The sequence below is a fragment of the Luteipulveratus mongoliensis genome (genome assembly GCF_001190945.1).
GTDB classification, from domain to species: Bacteria; Actinomycetota; Actinomycetes; order Actinomycetales; family Dermatophilaceae; genus Luteipulveratus; species Luteipulveratus mongoliensis.
Map to the genome: position 1 here is coordinate 4407373 of NZ_CP011112.1, position 14050 is coordinate 4421422.

Annotated in this window: 15 protein-coding genes; 7 read left to right on the forward strand and 8 right to left on the reverse strand. The window is 69.3% G+C overall.

The features are described 5' to 3' along the window. Positions 1-49 precede the first annotated feature (49 nt). On the forward strand, positions 50-1297 hold the full coding sequence (locus VV02_RS20850) for an MFS transporter (protein WP_052594711.1): 1248 nt from the start codon (positions 50-52) through the stop codon (positions 1295-1297). A 1-nt stretch (position 1298) separates the two neighbouring features. Here VV02_RS20850 and VV02_RS20855 read toward each other — a convergent pair whose 3' ends face one another. Continuing rightward, positions 1299-2666, reverse strand: a complete 1368-nt coding sequence (locus VV02_RS20855; RefSeq protein WP_157063642.1) for a WS/DGAT/MGAT family O-acyltransferase — start codon at positions 2664-2666, stop codon at positions 1299-1301. Between the two features lie 114 nt (positions 2667-2780). Here VV02_RS20855 and VV02_RS20860 point away from each other — a divergent pair, with 114 nt between their 5' ends. The 4 genes from VV02_RS20860 to VV02_RS20875 are packed head-to-tail and all read left to right on the forward strand — an operon-like array spanning position 2781 to position 6025. Continuing rightward, positions 2781-3752: an alpha/beta hydrolase gene (locus tag VV02_RS20860; protein WP_052594713.1), complete on the forward strand. Its 972-nt coding sequence runs from the start codon at positions 2781-2783 to the stop codon at positions 3750-3752. A 25-nt stretch (positions 3753-3777) separates the two neighbouring features. After that, positions 3778-4545: a LamB/YcsF family protein gene (locus tag VV02_RS20865; protein WP_052594715.1), complete on the forward strand. Its 768-nt coding sequence runs from the start codon at positions 3778-3780 to the stop codon at positions 4543-4545. Next, positions 4542-5153, forward strand: coding sequence for a 5-oxoprolinase subunit B family protein (locus tag VV02_RS20870; RefSeq protein WP_052594716.1), 612 nt, complete (start codon positions 4542-4544; stop codon positions 5151-5153). Before VV02_RS20865 ends, VV02_RS20870 begins: the two co-directional genes overlap by 4 nt. Continuing rightward, a complete protein-coding gene (locus tag VV02_RS20875; RefSeq protein WP_052594717.1) occupies positions 5150-6025 on the forward strand; it encodes a 5-oxoprolinase subunit C family protein in 876 nt (291 codons plus the stop codon). The genes VV02_RS20870 and VV02_RS20875 overlap by 4 nt, the downstream gene beginning before the upstream one ends. Here VV02_RS20875 and truA read toward each other — a convergent pair. Next, positions 6011-6862, reverse strand: coding sequence for a tRNA pseudouridine(38-40) synthase TruA (gene truA / locus VV02_RS20880; RefSeq protein WP_052594718.1), 852 nt, complete (start codon positions 6860-6862; stop codon positions 6011-6013). The two genes, VV02_RS20875 and truA, sit on opposite strands and share 15 nt — an antisense overlap. Positions 6863-6929: 67 nt before the next feature. On the opposite strand from truA, the gene VV02_RS20885 reads away from it, so the two are divergent. Next, the gene (locus VV02_RS20885; protein ID WP_052594720.1) at positions 6930-7172 is read left to right on the forward strand and encodes a DUF2087 domain-containing protein; all 243 of its coding nucleotides are present in this window, start codon (positions 6930-6932) and stop codon (positions 7170-7172) included. Positions 7173-7216: 44 nt separating this feature from the next. Here the strand turns inward: VV02_RS20885 and VV02_RS20890 are convergent, their stop codons facing one another. Both VV02_RS20890 and VV02_RS20895 read right to left on the reverse strand, forming a co-directional pair. Continuing rightward, on the reverse strand, positions 7217-7987 hold the full coding sequence (locus VV02_RS20890; protein ID WP_052594722.1) for a siderophore-interacting protein: 771 nt from the start codon (positions 7985-7987) through the stop codon (positions 7217-7219). Positions 7988-8132: 145 nt separating this feature from the next. Further along, positions 8133-9605 carry a serine/threonine-protein kinase gene (locus VV02_RS20895; protein WP_052594723.1) on the reverse strand — a complete coding sequence of 491 codons (1473 nt, stop codon included), beginning with the start codon at positions 9603-9605 and terminating at the stop codon, positions 8133-8135. A 196-nt stretch (positions 9606-9801) separates the two neighbouring features. Between VV02_RS20895 and VV02_RS20900 the strand changes: the two genes are divergently transcribed. After that, positions 9802-10812, forward strand: coding sequence for a hypothetical protein (locus VV02_RS20900; protein ID WP_052594724.1), 1011 nt, complete (start codon positions 9802-9804; stop codon positions 10810-10812). An 83-nt stretch (positions 10813-10895) separates the two neighbouring features. On the opposite strand, the gene rplQ is transcribed toward VV02_RS20900, so the two are convergent. The 4 genes from rplQ to rpsK form a co-directional block, all read right to left on the reverse strand. Then, entirely contained in the window at positions 10896-11612 is a 717-nt protein-coding gene (gene rplQ, locus VV02_RS20905; RefSeq protein WP_052594727.1) for a 50S ribosomal protein L17, sunset domain variant, read from the reverse strand. A 59-nt stretch (positions 11613-11671) separates the two neighbouring features. After that, a complete protein-coding gene (locus VV02_RS20910) occupies positions 11672-12712 on the reverse strand; it encodes a DNA-directed RNA polymerase subunit alpha (RefSeq protein WP_052594729.1) in 1041 nt (346 codons plus the stop codon). A 218-nt stretch (positions 12713-12930) separates the two neighbouring features. Beyond that, a complete protein-coding gene (rpsD, locus tag VV02_RS20915; protein ID WP_052594730.1) occupies positions 12931-13539 on the reverse strand; it encodes a 30S ribosomal protein S4 in 609 nt (202 codons plus the stop codon). A gap of 30 nt (positions 13540-13569) precedes the next feature. Continuing rightward, the gene (gene rpsK, locus VV02_RS20920; RefSeq protein WP_052594731.1) at positions 13570-13977 is read right to left on the reverse strand and encodes a 30S ribosomal protein S11; all 408 of its coding nucleotides are present in this window, start codon (positions 13975-13977) and stop codon (positions 13570-13572) included. Between the last annotated feature and the right edge of the window lie 73 nt (positions 13978-14050).

Sequence of the window (14050 nt, forward strand, 5' to 3'; positions counted from 1 at the left end):
CGCGATAACGAGGTGCCGGATGGGGGCCAGTCCTGCTTGACTCCGCGATGTGCCGAATCTGATCAACCGCCTGCTGCCGCCCACCCCGTTGGCGCGGCGGCTGAGCGCGCAGTCGGTGCTCTTCGCGGTCGGCGAGGGTGTCTTCCTGACCGGCAACGCGGTCTTCTTCACGCACATCGTCGGCCTCACGGCCGCCCAGGTCGGGCTCGGCCTGACCATCGCGGGCGTCGTCACGTTCTTCCTGGCGGTGCCGCTGGGACGGGCGGCGGACCGGGTCGGGCCCAAGCGGATGTGGGCCGTGGGCGCGCTCCTCGAGGCGGTGCTCTACGTGGCCTATCCGTGGATCAGCGGGTTCGCTGCGTTCGTCGCGATGGTCGTGCTGCTGGAGCTGGTCGGTGCCGCCGGCGGAGCAGGCCGCGGCGCGTACACGCTCGACGTCTTCGACGGCAAGGACCGCATCCAGTCGCTGGCGTTCATGCGCTCGGCGCTCAACATCGGCTTCACCCTCGGTGCCCTGCTCGGCGGACTCGCCCTGGCGACCGGGAGCGACGACGTCATCCGTGCAGTGCCGCTGGTGACGGCGGTGATCCTCGGACTCAACGCAGCCCTCATCATCCGGCTGCCCGACGCCGCTCACGACGCCGACGAGTCCACCGCCAAGGCGCCGGTCGGTCCTGGCGCGCTGCGCAACAAGGCGTTCCTCGCCTTGCACGTCTGCACCGGCGTCATGAGCACCAACCAGGTCCTGCTCAACATCGTCATCCCCCTGTGGCTGGTCCAGGAGACCGACGCGCCGAGGGTGCTGCTCGCGTGGCTCTTCGGCACCAACACCGTGCTCGCTGTCGCGCTCCAGGTGCGCGCGGCGCGCGGCTCGGACACCGTGCCCGGTGCACTGCGCGCGATCCGTATCGCGGCCGGCTTCTTCGTCGCGTCGTGCCTGATCGTGCTCGTCACGCACGACACCATCGGATGGGCGACGATCCTGCTGGTGTGGCTCGGCCACGTCACCGTGACCGGCGCCGAGCTGTTCGAATCCGCTGCTGCGTGGGGGTTCTCGGCCGAGCTGTCCGACCCGGACCGGCGCGGGGAGTACCAAGGCGCGGCACGCCTCGGCGAGACCGTCGGACGGGTCTGGGCACCAGCGGCGTACACCTTCCTGGCGATGACCTGGGGCGCGATGGGCTGGCTGACGATCGCGGCCATCGTCATCGTGGCCGCCGTTGCTGCTCACCCCGCCGCGCACGCAGCGCAGCGTTACCTCGCCAGGCAGCAGAGCCGTACGCCGGCGCTGGGGTGAGTCAGACCGCGGCCTCGAGCGCGGCGAGCGAGTCCTCCATGTGGTGGATCATCCGCTGCACGTGCGGCGCGCTACGCCGGCAGGCGGTGATCCCGAAGTCGACCTGGTCGTCGTAGGTCACCAACGTGATGTTCAACGCCTGCCCGTCCACGGGGATCGAGGCCGGGTAGGTGCCGTCGAGATGAGCGCCGTTGAAATACATCTGCCGCTTCGGGCCGGGCACGTTGGAGATGATGACGTTGAACGGCGGGCCGGACAGGTTGAGGTAGCCGGGCAGCGGCGCCAGGCCGAGACCGGCGACATTGAGACCCGACATCAGCAGGATCTGCAGCGGGCTGAGCTCACGCATGGACGCCTTGGCCGCCGTCGTAGAGCGGTGGATCGTCTCCAGCCGCTTCACGGGGTCAGTGAGGTCAGTGGCCAGCGAGGCGATGATCGCGCCGACCTTGTTGCCGCCGACGTCGTCCGCACCCCGCCGCAGGTTCACCGGGCACATGGCCGTCAGCGACTTGTCGGGCAGCGCGCCGAGCTCGTCGAGGTAGCCGCGCAGTCCGCCCGAGCAGACGGCGAGCACCACGTCGTTGAAGGACGTGTCGGTGGCCTTGACGATCGTCCGGAAGCGGTCCATGTCGAAGGTCTGGGCGACGAAGCGGCGCGAGCCACCGATGTGGCCGTTGAGGATCGTCTTGGGCGCATCGAACATCGTCGTGTAGTCCTCGTCGCGAAACGCCTTCCAGCCCAGCTTCGCGGCCCGCGGCCCGAGCGAGGCCAGCTCACCGATCAAGTCCTTGCCGCCACGCGCGAGGCCCGTCGGCGACAGCAGCCCGGACGCCGCGTCCTGGCCCTCGGCACGCTCCCGCTCGGGGGCGGCGTACGGCGGCAGGCAGTCGCGCGCATCTGGATCCGGGCTGCAGGCTTCCTGCAGCAGGCGTACGGCCGAGACCCCGTCGACGAGCGCGTGATGCACCTTCGTGAAGACCGCGACCCGGCCGTCCTCCAGGCCCTCGACGATGTGCGTCTCCCACAACGGCCGGTAGCGGTCCAGCAGCGAGCCCTGCCAACGTGAGGTGAGCTCGAACAGCTCGCGAAGGCGACCGGGCGCGGGGACGGCGGACCGGCGTACGTGATGGTCCAGATCGACGTCGGTGTCGGTGCTCCAGCGCACGTTGCCGACCGAACCGACCGGCATCGCAGGTCGCAGGCAGAACCGCGAGTTGAGCGGACCTTCGGGCTTGAGCGCCTGCATCATCTGCTCCTGCACGAACTCCGGGCCGGCGCCGTCCGGCAGCGTGAAGAGCTGGAGGCCCCCGACGTGCATCGGGCGCTCGCGCGACTCGACGAGGAGAAACATCGAGTCGACTGGTCCCATGAGCGGCACGGCGCGCACCTTCCGTTCGTGGGTCTACCCGTCGGTAGACGTAGGATGTCACCAGAGTGATGTGACCTGGCCCACAATGCCACGGACTGCAAGGAGGCAGTAGCCATGGACGAGCCCGTGCGCACCACCTGGGCCAGACAGAGCCGGCGGTCGCAGCTCCTCGCGACCAGTCTGCGCCACACCGTCAAGCCGACGTTGCTCGCGTGGAGCTTTCTCCCGGGCTTCATCTGGCCATCCCGCATCGTGGATCACGCGGCCGGGCTGCTGCCCCCGCCCGACGGCACCACGATCGAACGCGTTGGCCTGGCGCAGTGCGGCGCCGAGTGGATCAAGGGTCCTGAGGTCGAGGGTGACGAGGAGCGCGCCATCCTCTACCTCCACGGTGGCGCACTGGTCACCTGCAGCCTGGCCACCCACCGCCGGATGGTGTCCTACATCTCGCACAGCACGCGGGCGCCGGCGCTCAACGTCGACTTCCGGATGATGCCCGAGGTCACCATCGAGCACATGGTCGCCGACTGCTTGTCGGGCTACCGCTGGCTGCTCGCTCAGGGCTACCGCGGCGACAACATCACGATCATCGGTGACTCAGCCGGTGGCTTCCTGGCCTTCCTCACCGCACTCGCGATCCGAGACGAAGAGCTCGAGGCACCCGCCGGAATCGCTTGCATGTCACCGCTGCTCGACCTCGGCGTCGCGCGTAAGGAGGCCAGTCCCTACTCCGACCGGTGTGACGTCTTCACGGTGCGCGCCTGCCGTGGCCTGGAGCGCTTCACCGCGGATGTCGACGCGCGCCACGAGGTGACCGCGCCGCGCATCTCCCCGATCGACGCCGACCTCACCGGCCTGCCGCCGGTGCTGATCCAGGTCGGGTCGCACGAGATCCTGCGCCCGGAGTGCGAGGAGATGGTCGACCGGCTCGCGGCCGCCGACGTGGCCGCAGAGCTGCAGGTCTGGAAGGGCCAGGTGCACGTCTTCCAGGCCGCGGGATCCTTCCTGCCCGAGGGTCGCAGCGCGGTCCGCGAGATCGGCTCGTTCGTCCGCGGCCTCGGCTCGCCCCGCGCGGTGGCCAGCTGAGACCCACGACCGCGACAATCAGTCCATGACCGTCACCGAGGTCGACCTGAACGCCGACATGGGCGAGTCGTACGGCGCGTGGGTCCTGGGCGATGACCTCGCCCTGCTCGACGTGGTCACGTCGGCCAACGTCGCCTGCGGCTTCCATGCGGGAGACCCGTCCACGCTCGTACGCACCTGTCGGGCGGCCGCCCAGCGCGGCGTCGTGATCGGCGCGCAGGTGGGCTATCGCGACCTCGCCGGCTTCGGCCGGCGCTTCATCGACGTGGCACCCGAGGACCTCTACGCCGACGTGATCTACCAGATCGGCGCGCTCGATGCCGTGGCCCGCAGCCAGGGCACCCGCGTCCGCTACGTCAAACCGCACGGCGCCCTCTACAACACGGTGGTGCACCACGCGGGCCAGGCCGCGGCCGTCGTCCGCGCGGTGCGTGACCTCGACGCCACGCTCCCGCTGCTCGGGCTGGCCGACTCGGCGCTGCTGGCGGCGGCCGAGCGGGTCGGCATCCGGACCATCAGCGAGGTGTTCGCCGATCGTGCTTACACCGCCGGCGGCACCCTCGTGCCACGTCGTGAGGACGGTGCCGTGCTGCACGACCCGGACGAGGTCGCCGAGCGAGCCGTGGCCATGGTGACCACTGGCGAGGTCCTCAGCCAGGACGGCGAGGACGTCCAGGTCGACGCCGAGTCGGTCTGCGTCCACGGCGACTCACCGGGCGCGGTGGCGATGGCGACCGCGGTCCGCGCCGCGCTCGAGGACGCCGGCGTGACGCTCCGGCCGTTCGTGTCATGAAGGTTCTCCCCGTCGGCCGGCGGGGCGTGCTGGTCGAGCTCGACGACCCGGACCAGCGGCGGGCGCTCGATGCCCACCTGCGACACGCATCGGTCCCCGGCGTGGTCGAGCACGTCACGGCGGCGCGTACGGTCCTGGTCCGGGTCGCCCGCGAGCGCGACATCCGCCAGGTCATCGACCGGCTGCACGCCGTCGACCTGACCGCTCCGCCGGCCGCGGCGGCGTCCGCAAACCTGGCGATCCAGGTGACCTACGACGGCGCCGACCTGGGCCATGCCGCTGAGCTGCTGGGCATCTCCACGGATGAGGTGGTCCGTCGCCACACGAGCCAGGTCTGGACGGTGGAGTTCGTCGGGTTCCTGCCGGGGTTCGGCTATCTCTCCGGCGCGGAAGGAGACCTCACAGTGCCTCGCCGCGACTCGCCGCGTGCCCGAGTCCCGCGCGGCGCCGTCGGTCTCGCCGGCGAGTGGACCGGCATCTATCCCAGTGCTTCCCCCGGTGGCTGGCAGCTGATCGGCACGACCGAAGAGCGGCTGTTCGACGCCGAGCGATCGCCCGCCGCACTGCTCACCACGGGAACCCGCGTCCGCTTCCGGTCGGCATCATGACCGCGCTCGTCGTCCGCCGAGTGGGACTGCAGGTCCTCATCGAGGACGCTGGGCGGCCAGGTCTGGCCCACCTCGGGGTCAGCCCCAGCGGCGCGGCCGACCGCGCGTCCTACCTGCTCGCCAACCGACTCGTCGGCAACGCGGACGGAGCCGCTGGGCTCGAGGTCCTCATGGGTGGGCTCGTGCTCGAACCCACCCATGACGTCGTGGTCGCCGTCACCGGTGCACCGGCCCTCGTCCGCGCTGGTGGGGCGGCCGTTGCCCTCTGCACGGCACTGCGCGTCCGTGCCGGGCAGACCCTCGAGATCGGTACGCCGGTCGCCGGCCTGCGCACCTACGTCGCCGTCCGGGGTGGCCTGGACGTCCCGACGATCCTCGGCAGCCGCAGCAGCGACCCGACGTCTTCGCTGGGTCCGCCGCCGGTCCGGCAGGGCGACCATCTCGCGGTCGGTCCGCCGCCTACCGCTCCCGTGTCGGACGAGGTCGGTACGCCGGTCAGCCCGCCGCTCGGCCCGATCGACCTGGCCACGGTGCTGGGCCCGCGGGACGACTGGCTGACCGAGGACGCGCTGCGGCTGCTGGGGGACGCTGCCTGGGCGCTGACGAGCGAGAGCGATCGCGTCGGCGTACGACTGTCCGGGCCCCGCCTGACACGCGCGGCTCGCGGTGAGCTGGCCAGCGAGGGTCTCGTGCGCGGTGCGGTGCAGGTACCGCCGTCGGGACAGCCCGTCGTCTTCCTGGCCGATCACCCGACAACCGGCGGTTATCCGGTCGTCGCGGTGATCGATGACGACGCGACCGATCGGCTGGCTCAGCTGCGACCGGGCGAGCAAGTGCGATTCACCCTGCAGCACGCGTCATGGTTGTCCTGATGCCTCGTCGAGTCGCCGGACGGCTCGCGACTCGTCGGCACGGGCCTGCAGCTGGTCGTCGGGCGGATAGCTGACCTCCTCCAACGACAGGCCGTGCGGCGGCATGACGGTGACCTCGGGGTCACGCTGCCCAGCCATGAGAACCGTTGCAGGCCAATCAGTCTCACGCCGCCCCTCTCCCACGGGCACGATCACGCCGACCAGCGAGCGCACCATCGAGTGGCAGAAGGCGTCGGCCACGACGGTGGCCTCCAGGACGCCGTCGTCGGCCCTCGACCAGCTGTACGCCAGGAGCGTCCGCACGGTCGTCGCGCCCTCGCGGCGCTTGCAGAAGGCGGCAAAGTCGTTCAGCCCCAACAACTTTGCCGCGGCCGCGTCCATCGCGTCCACGTCCAGAGGCTTGCGATGCGCGACGGTGTCACGGCGACGCAGCGGGTCCAGGCGAGACGGCTGGTCACACAGCCGATAGAGGTAGCGCCGCTGATTGGCCGAGAAGCGTGCGTCGAATCCCGGTGGTGCGACGCGGACTTCCTGGACGACGACGTCACTCGGCAGCACGCCGTTGAGCCGGTTGAGCGCCGCTTGCTCCGGCGACCGGTCGGACCGACCCGGCAGACCGGCGTACGCCACCTCATCGACATCGGCGTGGCACACCGCACCACGGGCGTGCACGCCCGCGTCGGTGCGCCCGGCGACCGTGAGCCGGACGGGCTCAGCTGAGCGGAGCACGGTGGTCAAGGCTTGAGACAGCTCGCCCTCGACCGTGCGACGGCCAGGCTGCGCCGCCCACCCGGAGAAGTCGGTGCCGTCATAGGCGAAGTCGAGGCGCAGCCGCACGCGAGTCAGGCTACCCACCGAGATATCCCGTTGAGCGACCCTGCCCGCCGTGCCTACCGTTCTGGGCATGAGCACCACCACGCCGACCGACCCGACCGAGCCGCGCAAGCGGCTCGTCGTGCTGCACCTGATCGCGCAGGAGCTCACCCCCGGTGAGCGCTACACGCAGGTCGAGGTCGACAGCCGGATCCGCGGCCTCCACCCCGACGTCGCCGCACTGCGGCGGCAGCTGGTCGACGAGGGCTTCGTGGAGCGGCGCGCGGGCGAGTACTGGCGGGCCGACGACTCGGCGCCGCCGATGGCCAGCTGAGCGGACGGCGTACGACGCCCGCTCAGGCCGTCGTCGCCGTCCGCTCAGGCCTCGGCCGTCGCGAGCTCTCGCTTCCAGACCCGGAAGCCTTCCTCGGTCCGTCCACGACGCCAGTAGCCCGAGATCGACGCGCGCGCCGCGGGCACTCCACGCTCCTTGCGGATGTAGCCGCGCAGACCGTGCATCACGGTCTGGGCCTCGCCGTGGATGAAGACGTGCGGCTCGCCAGGCAGCCACGCGGCGTCCCGAACTGCTTGCACCAGAGGCGAATTCACGCCTGCTTGATCGTCGGGGACCTCGCCTGCCGCACCTCCGCGGTGAACCCAGGTCAGTCGTACGCCGGCCGGTGCGGCGAGCGCGATCTCCTCGCCCGCGTCGGCGACCTCGATGAAGGCGTATCCGACGGCGTCTGCCGGCAGTGACTCGAGCGCGGCGGCGATCGCCGGAATCGCGGACTCATCGCCGGCCAAGAGGTGCCAGTCGGCGTCAGTGGCGGGGCGGTACGCGCCACCTGGCCCGCGCACTCCGATCTCGTCCCCGGGCTGCGCCTCCGCCGCCCATCGACCGGCAACGCCCTCCTCGCCGTGCACGACGAAGTCGATGGAGAGCTCGCGACGCTGCGGGTCGACCGCGCGCACGGTGTAGGTGCGTACGACCTCCTCGCCGTCGGCGATCAGGGCGAGCTTGACGTACATATCGGTGAACTCATTGGGAGCGAACTCGGCGAATCCGGGTCCGCCCAGGACGACCCGCACCAGGTGATCGGTGATCCGCTCGGTCCGCATCACCGTCAGTGGGGTCTGTGCGTTGGCCATGCATCCTTCTTTCCCGGGACAACGCCCGGACTTGGTCTCTGTTAGGTGAGCCTAACTGCTGAGGCGCTCTCCCCCAAGGGGTTGACGACCCGGACGCGGTTCGCGCTCGCGGCTCTCGGCTCGCGGCTGGAGACCACGCAGGGGCCTAGAGCGGCGCCGCCGCGATCCAGTCGTAGAGCTGGGAGTAGGACATGCCCTTGCCACTGACCTGGAACTGGTAGTCGCGACGGTCCGCGGCCTTGAACTCCACCAGCACCCAGGTGCCGTCCACCGGGTCCTCGAAGTGGTACAGGCGGACGTCGTGCCCGGAGCGCAGGCCCGGGACCACCGGGACGGACGTCGGGGGCGTCAGTGCCTTGAGCGCATCGGCAGCCTTGCCGGGCGCGAAGGACAGCAGGTCGACCTGGACGGTCGGCTTGTCGAAGCCCTCCTCGCGAGCCACGCACTGCAGCTTGTAGCGGAACGGGACCTTCGACGACGCTGGAGGCGTCGTGGTCGGCGTACAGATCCCGTTCTGGTAGCCCTTGGCTTTCGGGCCGGCAGGCAGCAGATCGGGCCACAGCTTGATGGCCGGCTGCGCGGTCTGCCAGATGGCGTCCTCCGACGGACTCGTGGGCGCCGCCGGCGTCGTGGTCGAGGACGTCGGGCTCTGGCCAACGGCATCATGGCGCGTGGTCACGACGATGACCGTGGCCGCGACCGCGACGGCTGCCACAGCCGCACCCGCCCCGAGCCAGCGCGCGCGATGCGAGGGCGGCGGTGCTGGGGCCAGAACGGGCTTCGGTGCAGTAGTCGCGCGGAGGGCGTCGGCGTACTCCGCGCAGGTCGCGAACCGTCGGGTCCGGTCCTTGCTCATCGCGCGGTGGACCACATCCTGCAGGGCCGGCGGCAGGTCCGGCCGCGCGGCGAGCAGAGACGGGGGCGCCGCCTGCAGATGCTGCTCGATGACGCGGACCGGCGGCCCCTGGAACGGAGGACGACCCGCCAGCAGCGTGAAGGTCGTACAGGCCAAGGAGTACTGGTCGGAGCGACCGTCGAGCAGCTCGCCCCGCAGCTGCTCCGGTGAGGCGTACTCGACGGTGGCCATGCTGCCGCCCGTTTGAGTGATCTCATCGCCGCCGGCGACCGAGCCGATGCCGAAGTCGGTGAGCAGGACGCGTTCGGCGCCGCCCTCCTGGCCGGCGCGCAGCATGATGTTGCCCGGCTTCACGTCGCGGTGCAGGACCCCGCGACGATGCGCCTCATCGAGCGCCCTCGCCGTCTCGTGCACGACATGCAGTACCCGACCGAGCGGGTATGGGCCGTGCTCGCGCAGCGCCCGGGAGGCGTCGGTGCCATCGACCAGCTGCATCGAGATCCAGGGCAGCCCGTCCTCGATCCCCCGGTCGAGTACCGCCACGATGTTGGGGTGGTCGAGCCGCGCGACCATCTCGGCCTCACGCTCGAAACGCGCCCGCGCCTCGGCGTCATCGGTCGACGCGGTGAGGGTCTTGATCGCGACGAGGCGAGGCAGGCGCGGGTGGTCAGCGGCGTACACCGCGCCCATGCCTCCCCGACCGAGCACACGACGAATCCGATAACCGGCGAACGCTTCCCCCGGATGCAGCTCTCGCACCATGACGCTCACTCTAAGCAGCCGTCCAGCAGGCGGTGGTCGGGTTGCGGCCATCAGGCCGGTCATCCCGACGCATGGATCCTCCTGCGGCCCCGTTCCGTCGGTACTGAACGGGGGAAATCAATCATCAGCGCGCGACGGTCGTCACCGGCCCGGCGGCCGATGCCCCATGCCCTGTACGCCGAACGCAGGAGTGATCATGACGAAGACACGACGAGTCCTCACCATCACCACCGCGGCCGCGCTGGCTGCCGGCAGCGCCACGGTGGCCACCACATCTCACGCGGACGCTGCTTCGAAGTGCGCCACCAGCACCAGCTCGGGTCCGTCCTTCTATCCCGGACCGATGGCGTCCAAGACCTACAACGCCCACTTCGGCCAGGGACCGAAGATGCCCTGGCTGGACACGCACACACCGCAGGGCCTGGGCACCTGGGCCAACTGGGACGGCAGCAGCCACGACCTGCTGGTCATGTCGTCCTACCGCAGCGGGCACGACTCCTACCTGACTGGGATCGACGCGAAGACCGGGAAGCGCGTCGGGACCGTCAAGATCGCCGAGTCCCACGTGGGCGGTGTCGCGATCGTGAAGGGCTGGGCGTTCGTCTCCGGCGCTCGTTCGCACGACGAGAAGAAGCCCACGATCCGCAAGTACAAGCTGTCCGACCTGCGAAAAGCCATGAAGACCAAGGGAACTCCGTTCCTGAAGCAGACCGGTGACGCACGTATTGTCCGTGCCTCCAGCTTCCTTGCCCCACAGGACGGCTATCTGTGGGCGGGCAAGTTCAACTACGACAAGAACGACGACATGCGGCGCTACAAGGTTGGGAGCGACGGCTCCCTGACCGCGACCGGCGAGACGTGGGAGGTCCCGAAGAAGACGCAGGGCCTCATCGTGACGTCCGGGCACTTCATCTTCAGCACGGCCTCCACCACCAAGAACCGCGCCAACGTCTACGTCGTCAAGCGCGGCCACCGCACACTCTCGAAGGCTCAGGTGAAGTGCTTCCGCGCACCGAGCATGGCCGAGGGTCTCACCGTCAGCGAGGGCAAGGTGTTCCTGGCGTTCGAGTCCGGCTCGCACCAGTACCGCGGCAAGGCCCGCAACCCGGTCGCCAACCTGCACCGGGCGGACCTGAGCGACCTGACCTCACTGGTCAGCGACGTCCGACGAGGTGGAGGCGGCGACGTCCGCCGTGGCGGCGCCTGACGGGTGCGGACCACAGCTGCCGCAGACAGCCGAAAGCCCCCGTCCCAGTGAGGGAGCGGGGGCCTTCGTCGTACGAGTGTGGCTCAGTCCTCGTGCTGTGCAGCCTCGCCACCGGCGGGCTCGAAGCCCGCCGCAGCGGCAGCCTCGCCCGTGGTGAACCAGACCTCGGCCTCGGTGGCGTCGTACCAGCGCGAACCTTCGACGTGGTACTTCATCGAGTCCTTGTTGCCCTTGACGGTGAAGCCCTCCGGAGCGGAGCCGTCGGCGAGCGGAGCAGCAGAGTCGGTGCCGAAGCCACCGTCGGTCGCCTCGGTCTCGGCCGCGTCGACCACGGGAGCGACCTCGGTCGCCTCAGCAGCGTCAGCGTCCTTCGTGGACTTCGCGGCCTTCTTGGCAGCGCCCTCGGCCTCGGCGACAACAGCGCGCTTCGGCTTGGCGTTGACCGGCTCGCGCACCAGCTCGATGACGGCCATGGGGGCGTTGTCGCCCTTGCGCGCCGGAATCTTGGTGATGCGGGTGTAGCCGCCCGGACGCTCGGCCATGTCGGGTGCGACCTCCTCGAAGAGGCGGTGGACGACACCCTTGTCACGCACGACCGTGAGCACTCGACGACGGGCGTGCAGGTCACCGCGCTTGGCGAAGGTGATCAGGCGCTCCGCCAGCGGACGCAGGCGCTTGGCCTTGGCCTCCGTGGTGGTGATGCGGTCGTGCTCGAACAGCTGCGTAGCCAGGTTGGCCAGGATGAGCCGCTCGTGCGCGGGACCGCCGCCGAGGCGGGGGCCCTTGGTGGGGGTAGGCATGGTTTCTCCTTGGTTCCAAACGGCGGGCGACTACGTCGACCGCCGAATCACAAAGCGGCTCAGTACTGCTCGTCCTCGGCGAAGCTGTTGTCCTCAGCCTCACCGGTGGTGGACAGGTCGTCGTCCTCGTAACGGTCCGCAATGGCGCTCGCGTCGAACCCGGGCGGGCTGTCCTTGAGCTGCAGACCCATCTCGCGCAGCTTGTCCTTGACCTCGTCGATCGACTTCGCACCGAAGTTGCGGATGTCGAGCAGGTCGGCCTCGCTGCGGCCCACGAGCTCACCCACGGTGTGGATGCCCTCGCGCTTGAGGCAGTTGTAGGAGCGGACCGTCAGGTCCAGGTCCTCAATCGGCAGCGCCAGGTCGGCCGCCAGCGCAGCGTCGGTCGGCGACGGGCCCATGTCGATGCCCTCGGCCTCGACGTTGAGCTCACGGGCCAGACCGAACAGCTCGACCAGCGTCTTGCCGGCAGAAGCCATCGCGTCACGCGGCGCCATGGAGTTCTTGGTCTCGACGTCGACGATCAGCTTGTCGAAGTCGGTGCGCTGCTCGACACGGGTGGCCTCGACCTTGTAGGTCACGGCCAGCACGGGCGAGTAGATCGAGTCGACCGGGATGCGGCCGATCTCGTTGTCGGCCGACTTGTTCTGCTGCGCCGAGACGTAGCCGCGACCGCGCTCGACGGTCAGCTCCATCTCGATCTTGCCCTTGTCGTTCAGGGTCGCGATGTGCAGGTCGGCGTTGTGCACCTCGACACCGGCCGGGGGCGCGATGTCAGCAGCGGTGACGGCACCCGGGCCCTGCTTGCGCAGGTACATCACGACGGGCTCGTCGTGCTCCGAGGAGACGACCAGACCCTTGATGTTGAGGATGATCTCGGTGACGTCCTCCTTGACCCCAGGGATCGTGGAGAACTCGTGCTGCACACCGTCGACGCGGATGCTCGTGACCGAGGCACCCGGGATCGAGGAGAGGAGCGTGCGGCGGAGGGAGTTGCCGAGGGTGTAGCCGAAGCCCGGCTCCAGCGGCTCGATGACGAACCGCGAGCGGCTCTCGGAGACCACGTCCTCGGACAGGGTGGGGCGCTGTGCGATAAGCACTGGTGTTTCCTTTCCACAGGCGACCGCTATATGACGCCTTGTGAGCTCGCCAAGGACCTCTGTCCGACCTTGGCGCTATTCAGTTGTCGTACGTCGTACACGCCGGTCGAGTAGGGCGAGCCGCTAGGCGAGCCCGTATCGAGACCAGGTGATGATCGCACCTGGTCTCGATACGGACCTCCGCTAGCGCTCCGGTCCTACTCGACCAGCGAGAACGACTAGTTCTTGGAGTACAGCTCCACGATCAGCTGCTCGGTGAGCTGGCTGTCGATCTGCTCACGCACCGGCACCGAGTGCACCAGCACCTGGAGGGTGCCCTCGGACACGTGCAGCCATGCGGGGAGCGGACGCTCGCCGAACGTCTCGCGCGCCAGCTGGATCGGGAAGGCCTCGCGGGACTTCTCGCGAACCGTGATGATGTCGTACTGCTCGACGCGGTAGGACGGGACGTCAACGCGCTTGCCGTTGACCTCGAAGTGACCGTGGCTGACCATCTGGCGCGACGCACGACGGGTGCGGGCCAGACCGGCGCGGTAGATCACGTTGTCCAGGCGGGTCTCGAGGATGACGAGCAGGTTGCTACCGGTCTTGCCGGGGCGGCGAGCCGCCTCCTTGTAGTAGCGAACGAACTGCTTCTCCATGACGCCATAGGTGAAGCGAGCCTTCTGCTTCTCCTGCAGCTGCGTCAGGTACTCCTTCTCCTGAATGCGACCGCGGCCGTGCTGGCCGGGCGGGAAGGGGCGCATCTCGAAGTTCTTGTCGCCACCGACGAGGTCGGTCTTGAGGCGGCGCGACTTCTTGGTGATGGGGCCGGTGTAACGGGCCATAGCTCTATATCTCCTTCAGCAAGTCTCGGGTCAGCCGCGCTTGCGCTTGGGCTGGCGGACACCGTTGTGCGGCTGCGGCGTGACGTCGCTGATCGCGCCGACCTCGAGGCCGGTCGCGGCCAGGGAACGGATGGCGGTCTCGCGACCAGAACCCGGACCCTTGACGAAGACGTCGACCTTGCGCATACCGTGCTCGAGCGCGCGGCGGGCGGCAGCCTCAGCGGCCATCTGCGCCGCGAACGGGGTGGACTTGCGCGAGCCCTTGAATCCGACCTGGCCGGCCGAGGCCCACGAGATCACTGCGCCGTGCGGATCGGTGATCGACACGATGGTGTTGTTGAACGTGCTGCGAATGTAGACATTGCCCACGGCAATGTTCTTCTTCTCCTTGCGGCGCACCTTCTTGGCGCCCGGAGCTGTACGGCTCTTGGGAGGCATCTGCTGGTTACTCCTGTGTGCTTGAAGAAAGGGGGGTTGTCATCCGGCTCTGCCAGATCACTGATGGCGTACG

Bases quoted from the DNA above. Each gene is read 5' to 3' on its own strand.
- VV02_RS20860 (WP_052594713.1), top strand. From the start codon at position 2,781: ATGGACGAGCCCGTGCGCACCACCTGGGCCAGACAGAGCCGGCGGTCG.
- rpsK (WP_052594731.1), bottom strand. From the start codon at position 13,977: ATGCCTCCCAAGAGCCGTACAGCTCCGGGCGCCAAGAAGGTGCGCCGC.
- VV02_RS20870 (WP_052594716.1), top strand. From the start codon at position 4,542: ATGAAGGTTCTCCCCGTCGGCCGGCGGGGCGTGCTGGTCGAGCTCGAC.
- VV02_RS20890 (WP_052594722.1), bottom strand. From the start codon at position 7,987: ATGGCCAACGCACAGACCCCACTGACGGTGATGCGGACCGAGCGGATC.
- rplQ (WP_052594727.1), bottom strand. From the start codon at position 11,612: ATGCCTACCCCCACCAAGGGCCCCCGCCTCGGCGGCGGTCCCGCGCAC.
- VV02_RS20900 (WP_052594724.1), top strand. From the start codon at position 9,802: ATGACGAAGACACGACGAGTCCTCACCATCACCACCGCGGCCGCGCTG.
- VV02_RS20885 (WP_052594720.1), top strand. From the start codon at position 6,930: ATGAGCACCACCACGCCGACCGACCCGACCGAGCCGCGCAAGCGGCTC.
- VV02_RS20855 (WP_157063642.1), bottom strand. From the start codon at position 2,666: ATGGGACCAGTCGACTCGATGTTTCTCCTCGTCGAGTCGCGCGAGCGC.
- VV02_RS20865 (WP_052594715.1), top strand. From the start codon at position 3,778: ATGACCGTCACCGAGGTCGACCTGAACGCCGACATGGGCGAGTCGTAC.
- VV02_RS20895 (WP_052594723.1), bottom strand. From the start codon at position 9,605: ATGGTGCGAGAGCTGCATCCGGGGGAAGCGTTCGCCGGTTATCGGATT.
- VV02_RS20875 (WP_052594717.1), top strand. From the start codon at position 5,150: ATGACCGCGCTCGTCGTCCGCCGAGTGGGACTGCAGGTCCTCATCGAG.
- rpsD (WP_052594730.1), bottom strand. From the start codon at position 13,539: ATGGCCCGTTACACCGGCCCCATCACCAAGAAGTCGCGCCGCCTCAAG.